The following is a 6,774-nucleotide window of genomic DNA, read 5'->3' as shown; positions in this document are numbered from 1 at the left end:
GGGCGGGCCCGAACGTGGGAAGTGCGGGGGCGGGAGGGTGAATTCGGGTCCCCGGCGCATGTGGCTCAGCTCACAGGTTCTTCTTCCGCGGACGGGAAATAAGTGGGGACCCTCTCCCCGTTTGGAACTGTGTCCGCCCGAAACGGGGACCCGGTCCCCGGATCATCAGGGCCCACCGGCATCGCACCGACATCGCATCGACCGAACCGACCGAGGAGCACGCAGTGACGACCGCCACCCATCCCGCGCCGCGCAAGGTGACCCGGCCCCGCGCCGACGCCCTGCGCAACCGGGAGCGGATCGTCACCGCCGCCCGGGAGATGTTCACCGAGCACGGCCCGGACGTGCCGCTGGACGAGATCGCCCGCCGGGCCGGCGTCGGCAATGCCACGCTGTACCGCAACTTCCCCGACCGCGACGCCCTCGTCCGCGAGGTCGTCTGCTCCGTGATGGACCGTACGGCCGAGGCGGCCGAAGGGGCCCTCGCGGAGACCGGGGACGCCTTCGCCGCGCTGGAGCACTTCGTGCACGCCTGCGCCGACGAGCGGATCAGCGCGCTGTGCCCGATGGTCTCCAGCACCTTCGACCGGCACCACCCCGACCTGGAGGCCTCCCGCGAGCGCGTCGAGAGCCTCGTGGGGGAGGTCATGGGCCGGGCCGTGACGGCCGGTCAGCTGCGGTCCGACGTCGGGGTGGGCGACCTGATGATCGCGGTGGCCCAGCTGAGCCGGCCCCCGGCCGGCACCGGTTGCCCGCAGGGCGACCGGTTCGTCCACCGCCACCTCCAGCTTCTCCTCGACGGCCTGCGGGCCCCCGCGCGCTCCGTGCTGCCGGGCACCGCCGTCACCGTCGGGGAACTCCGCCAGTGCGGTACGGCCGCATAGTCCGAACCGCTCCCGCCCGCCACACCAGCCGCCTCCGTCGTTCTCGCTCTTGTCGTCCGTTTTCCTGACGCGTTCCGTTCACTGTCGTTTTCTCGTCATTTTTCCGTCACCTGGTCACGAAGCTCCGCACTCGTGAACTCCCGAAGTCCCGAAGTGGGTACCCCCATGTCCGAAGCCCTCAAGGCTCCCCGCATCGCCGCGCCATCCGGCGATGCCAACCGCTGGAAAGCGCTCGTCTTCATCGCGCTCGCCCAGCTGATGGTCGTCCTCGACTCGACCATCGTGAACATCGCCCTGCCCTCGGCCCAGAAGGACCTCGGCATATCCGACGGCAACCGGCAGTGGGTCGTCACGGCCTACGCCCTCGCCTTCGGCGGTCTGCTGCTGTTCGGCGGCCGGATCGCCGACAAGTGGGGCCGCCGGCGCGCCTTCCTCACCGGTCTGATCGGCTTCGCGCTGGCCTCCGCGCTCGGCGGTCTCGCCGTCTCGGGCCCGATGATGTTCGGCGCCCGTGCCCTTCAGGGCGTCTTCGGCGCGCTGCTCGCGCCCGCCGCGCTGTCCCTGCTGGCCGTGATGTTCACGGACGCCAAGGAGCGCGCCAAGGCGTTCGGCATCTACGGCGCCATCGCGGGCGGTGGCGGCGCGGTCGGCCTGATCCTCGGCGGCTTCCTCACCGAGTACCTGGACTGGCGCTGGACCTTCTTCGTGAACGTGCCGTTCGCCATCGTCGCCGCGCTCGGCGCCACCCTGGTCATCCGCGAGCCGGAGGGCGGCCGCAACCGCGCCCCGCTCGACATCCCCGGCGTCCTGCTGTCCACCCTGGGCCTGGTCGCGCTGGTGTACGGCTTCACGCGCGCCGAGTCCGACGGCTGGGGCGACGCCCTGACCATCTCGATGTTCGTGGCGTCCGCGGTGCTGCTGCTGTCGTTCGTGCTGGTCGAGTCCCGGGTCAAGGCCCCGCTGCTGCCGCTGCGCGTGGTCCGCGACCGCAACCGCGGTGGCATCTACCTCTCGCTCGGCCTCGCCATCATCGGCATGTTCGGCCTGTTCCTCTTCCTGACGTACTACCTCCAGATCGTGCAGGGCTACTCCCCGGTCAAGACCGGCTTCGCCTTCCTGCCGATGGTGGCCGGCATGATCACCGGCTCCACCCAGATCGGCGCCCGGCTGATGACCCGGGTGCGGGCCCGGTTCCTGATGGGCCCCGGCTTCCTGGTCGCGGGTCTCGGCATGCTGCTGCTGACCCAGCTGGAGATCGGTTCGTCGTACACCACCCTGCTGCTGCCCGCGATGGTGCTGCTGGGCCTCGGCATGGGTACCGCGTTCATGCCGGCCATGTCCCTGGCCACCACGGGCGTCGAGCCCCGGGACGCCGGTGTGGCCTCCGCGATGGTCAACACCTCGCAGCAGGTGGGCGGCGCGATCGGCACGGCGCTGCTGAACACCATCGCCGCGTCCGCGAAGACGTCGTACCTCAAGGACCACATCGCCGGTGCCACCACCAAGCCGCAGCAGCAGCTGGTGGGGCTCCAGAGCATGGTGCACGGCTACAGCACGGCGATCGCCTTCGCCGTCGGCATCCTGGCCGTCGCCGCGCTGATCGCCTTCACCTTCGTCAACGCCGGCCGTCCGGGCACCACCCCGGTGGCCTCCGGCGCGGGCGCCGAGGACGAGGTGCCGGTGCCGGTGGTGGCCCACTGAGCTCGGGTACTCGGTGAGTCAGGTGAATTAGCGGAGCCAGGGGAGGTCCGCACCCTCCTCGTCCGGCTGCAGGCCCTCGGCGACGATCTCCATGATCTCGCCGAGGGCCTTCTGCTGTTCCGGGCTGAGCCGGTCGAACAGGGCCTGGCGTACGGCGGTCACATGGCCCGGGGCGGTACGGCCGAGCACGGCCGCGCCCTCCTCGGTGAGCACCGCGAACTGACCGCGCTTGTCGGAGGGGCAGTTCTCGCGGCGCACCCAGCCGTTCTTCTCCAGCCGGGCGATCGCGTGCGAGAGCCGGGAGCGGGTGATCTTCGCCTTCATCGCCAGTTCGGTCATCCGCAGCCGGCGCTTGGGTGCCTCGGCGAGCGTGACGAGCAGGCCGTAGTAGATGTGCGGCATGCCCGCGTCGCGTTGCAGCTGCCGGTCGAGGTGGTCCTCCAGCAGGGTGGTGGCGTGCAGGTACGCGCGCCACACGCGCTGTTCCTCGGGGGTGAGCCAGCGGTGCGGTGCGGCGGAGTCCGGTGCCGTGTTCATGGGTCCACTTTACGAAAGGTCTTTTTGAAACTTGAACTAGTTGCGCGTACGGTGTTTCCAGTAGAGCTTGAGAGTTAAAGTATCTGGTCTCGCCGGGACGAGAGGGAGTCGCCGCCATGTCTGTCGCCGCCGCCAAGGAGCGCATGCCCGCCCTCTACCTCAGCCACGGCGCTCCGCCGCTCGCCGACGACCCGGTGTGGCCCGGCCAGCTCGCCGCCTGGGCCGCGACGCTGCCCCGCCCCAAGGCCGTCCTCATGGTCTCCGCCCACTGGGAGGAGGCCCCGCTCGCCCTCGGCGCGATCGAGACCGTCCCCTTGGTCTACGACTTCTGGGGCTTCCCCGAGCACTACTACCGGGTCCGGTACGACGCCCCCGGCGCGCCGGAGCTGGCCGAGTCGGTCCGCAAGCTGCTGCGCGCCCCCGGCACACCCGTCCAGGACATCCCCGACCGCGGCCTGGACCACGGCGCCTACGTCCCGCTCGTCGAGATGTACCCGGACGCCGGCATCCCCGTCCTCCAGGTCTCCATGCCCACCCTCGACCCGGTGCGGCTCATGGAGATCGGCCGCAGGCTCGCCCCGCTGCGCGACGAGGGCGTGCTGATCATCGGCTCCGGCTTCTTCACCCACAACCTCGCCGCCCTGCGCCACCCGGGCGGGGGTGTGCCGAGCTGGTCCGCCGAGTTCGACGACTGGGGTCGGCGCGCGCTCGCGGACCGCGACTGGGACGCCCTCCTCGACTTCCTGGGCAAGGCCCCGGCGGGCCGCTACGCCCATCCGCGCACCGAGCACTTCGCCCCGCTCTTCGTCACCATGGGCGCGGCGGAGGCGGCCGGCGAGCTGGACGCGCAGAAGTCGGTGATCGACGGGTTCTGGATGGGGCTGGCGAAGCGGTCGGTGCAGTTCGGGTAGTCCCGGGGGGCCGGTGGCCGGGGGCCGGTGGCCGGGATTCCCGGGAGGCTAGAGCTCCTTCGCGTACCAGGCCACGTCCCAGTAGCGGCCGAACTTGCGGCCCACCTCGCCGAACGTGCCCAAGTGCCGGAAGCCGAAGCGCGTGTGCAGCCGCACCGACGCCTCGTTCGGCTGGGTGATCCCGGCGTAGGCGCGGTGCAGGTCCTCACCGGACAGGGCCTGGAAGAGGGCGTCGTAGAGCAGCGTGCCGAGGCCGCGCCGGCCGGCGCCGTGGGCGACGTACACCGAGGTCTCCACGGAGGTCGCGTACGCGGGCTTCGGCCGGTGCGGGCCCGAGGTGGCGTACCCGAGGATCCGCTCGGCGCCGGTGTCCGGGTCGCTCTGCGCGGCAACCATCAGGCGGTGCGGGCCGTCTTCCGGGTGGGAGAGCAGCCAGGGCAGGCGCTCACGCGGGGTGAGAGGGACGGTGTCGAACGTGATGGCCGTCTCGCGCACATAGTGGTTGTAGATCTCCGTGAGCGCATCGAGATCCCCCTCGACTCCTGGTCTGACCTGCACCTCTGTGGGCTCGGACACCATCTCGCCTCCCATGCGGCGGAACAGGGTACTGCATGATCAGAAAAATTGAGGGGCGGGTTGGGAATTCTGTCCTGATTCCAGTCGTTGTTTCCATCGGATGCAGGGCACTCAGAGGAGAGTCCGCAAGGACACCCCGGAGAGCCGAGCGTTCAGCAGGACCACCCGCCAGCCCACCATCGCAAGGGAGCACGCATGGCAACCCGTGCCGTCGCCCGTCGTAAGTCCGCCGTCTCCGGCGAGACGGCCGACTCGGCAAGCAGTGTTCGCGCTCATGGCGGCGAGATCGCGGACCGCGACCTGGTCGGCATGTACCTCGACGAGATAGCGCGCACACCGCTGCTCGACGCCGCCAAGGAGGTCGAGCTGTCCCAGACCATCGAGGCGGGTGTGTTCGCGCGACAGGTTCTCGACGGGTTCGAGGACACCACCTCGGACGCCACCCGTGAGGAGCTGGAGTCCCTGGTCGCCGCGGGCGAGCGGGCCAAGGACGTCTTCATCCGTTCCAACCTCCGCCTGGTCGTCGCGGTCGCCCGGCGCTACCCGCGCAGCGGTCTGCCCCTGCTCGACCTGATCCAGGAGGGCAACGCGGGCCTGGTGCGCGCCGTCGAGAAGTTCGACTACCGCAAGGGCTTCAAGTTCTCCACGTACGCCACCTGGTGGATCCGCCAGGCCATCACCCGCTCCATCGCCGACCAGTCGCGCACCATCCGCCTCCCCGTCCACCTGGTGGAGGAGCTGGGCCGCATCCGCCGGGTGCAGCGCGAGTTCAACCGCGAGCACGGCCGTGAGCCGGAGCCCGCGGAGATCGCGGCGGAGCTGGGCTCCACGCCGGAGCGCGTCACCGACGTCCTCGACTGGGCCCGCGACCCGGTCTCACTGAACATGTCGGTGGACGACCAGGGCGAGACCCAGTTCGGCGACCTGCTGGAGGACACCTCCGCGGTCAGCCCCGAGCAGTCCGTGATGACCCTGCTGCGCAGCGAGGAACTGGACGACCTGATCGGCCGCCTGGACCAGCGCACGGCCTCCATCATCAAGATGCGGTACGGCATCGAGGACGGCCGCGAGCGCACCCTGACCGAGGTCGGCAAGGAGCACGGTCTGACCCGCGAGCGCATCCGGCAGATCGAGAAGCACGCCCTGCTGGAGCTGAAGAAGCTGGCGCGGGACACCGGGTTCGACGCGGCGGCGTAAGGGATCCGGGGAGACCGGGAGACCGGGGGCTGGGGGACAGGGAAGCGGCACGGGGCTCAGGGCCGGCGGCATACAGGGCCCTCAGGGCTGGTGGCGCACAGGGCTCTCCCGGCCGGTGACGCAGGGGGCTCTCCGGGCCGGTGACGCAGGGGGGCGGGGGCCGCGTACGCCGGGTGGCGAAAGACGGCGCAAACATGGCGCTCCGGGGCCGCTTCAACCGCCGGGCCCGAGGGAACAACCTTTCCGGGCCCGCCAGCGGGGCCCCGCGAACACCGCACTCCCCACATCGCGTCACCCGCACACCAGCCGAACCAGCTCGTCACAGCCGACACACCGACCCGCACCCGGCCGCCCCACGCACCTTCGGCCGACCCCACGCGAGCCATGTCCCTGCGCACATCCCCCCCGGCGCCGGGACTTCCCAGAGCCGGGCTTCGGCGCCCACCCCCCCCGGGCGCCGGAGCCCGGCTTCTTCTCGCCCCGGACGGGACGGCGGCACCGGCCTCTCCTGGTACGACGGCGGATCGCCTCCCGCCGTGGCGTTCCCCTGCGCGCGGGCGGCCGTCGAGGGGACACTCCAACGGGTTCTCGGGTGCCACGCCCACGGGTTCGAAACGGCATTTCCGCGCCATGCGGCCCGAACTCCCTCGCCTTTCGGGGCTCTTGCGGGCGGAACGGCCCACCGCCCGTTCCCCGCGAGGCGGTTGGCGGCCCGGCGCGGACCGGTGTGCGGTCTTTGCTGCGGGAGCGGCCCGGCCGTGGGACGCTGGGAAGCGGTGCGGCCGTGCGACGCTGGGAAGCGGTGCGGCGGCGAAGCCGGAACGGGACCGCGGCGAAGACGGCAAAGGGCGGCCCACCCCGTACCTGAACCCCGGGGTGAACCGCCGGATGGCAGATTCTGCCACACGGGCATAGCCTGCCGAGATGAGCACCACCCCCCGTCCTACCCCCCGCTCCACCTCCGGCAC

The 6,774-nt window shown here is 71.1% G+C and carries 6 protein-coding genes; 4 read left to right on the top strand and 2 right to left on the bottom strand.

From position 1 onward, the window contains the following. Window positions 1–224 precede the first annotated feature (224 nt). Window positions 225–884 (top strand): TetR/AcrR family transcriptional regulator, encoded by a 660-nt coding sequence (locus tag CCN72_RS27725; RefSeq protein WP_086810576.1) that lies wholly within the window; start codon window positions 225–227, stop codon window positions 882–884. Window positions 885–1,049: 165 nt separating this feature from the next. Then, on the top strand, window positions 1,050–2,585 hold the full coding sequence (locus CCN72_RS27720; RefSeq protein ID WP_086810574.1) for an MFS transporter: 1,536 nt from the start codon (window positions 1,050–1,052) through the stop codon (window positions 2,583–2,585). 27 nt (window positions 2,586–2,612) lie between these two features. On the opposite strand, the gene CCN72_RS27715 is transcribed toward CCN72_RS27720, so the two are convergent. Then, window positions 2,613–3,122 carry a MarR family winged helix-turn-helix transcriptional regulator gene (locus CCN72_RS27715; RefSeq protein ID WP_085565180.1) on the bottom strand — a complete coding sequence of 170 codons (510 nt, stop codon included), beginning with the start codon at window positions 3,120–3,122 and terminating at the stop codon, window positions 2,613–2,615. Between the two features lie 143 nt (window positions 3,123–3,265). Between CCN72_RS27715 and CCN72_RS27710 the strand changes: the two genes are divergently transcribed. Further along, window positions 3,266–4,033: a dioxygenase family protein gene (locus CCN72_RS27710; RefSeq protein WP_402151459.1), complete on the top strand. Its 768-nt coding sequence runs from the start codon at window positions 3,266–3,268 to the stop codon at window positions 4,031–4,033. A gap of 48 nt (window positions 4,034–4,081) precedes the next feature. Here the strand turns inward: CCN72_RS27710 and CCN72_RS27705 are convergent, their stop codons facing one another. After that, window positions 4,082–4,612 carry a GNAT family N-acetyltransferase gene (locus CCN72_RS27705; RefSeq protein WP_086810570.1) on the bottom strand — a complete coding sequence of 177 codons (531 nt, stop codon included), beginning with the start codon at window positions 4,610–4,612 and terminating at the stop codon, window positions 4,082–4,084. 192 nt (window positions 4,613–4,804) lie between these two features. Here CCN72_RS27705 and CCN72_RS27700 point away from each other — a divergent pair, with 192 nt between their 5' ends. Then, window positions 4,805–5,806, top strand: coding sequence for a sigma-70 family RNA polymerase sigma factor (locus tag CCN72_RS27700; RefSeq protein ID WP_086810568.1), 1,002 nt, complete (start codon window positions 4,805–4,807; stop codon window positions 5,804–5,806). Window positions 5,807–6,774 lie beyond the last annotated feature (968 nt).

Source organism: Streptomyces murinus, assembly GCF_002154555.1.
Classification (GTDB): Bacteria; Actinomycetota; Actinomycetes; order Streptomycetales; family Streptomycetaceae; genus Streptomyces; species Streptomyces murinus.
The sequence above is the reverse complement of the archived record's forward strand: the minus strand, read 5'-3'. Positions and strand labels throughout refer to the sequence as shown.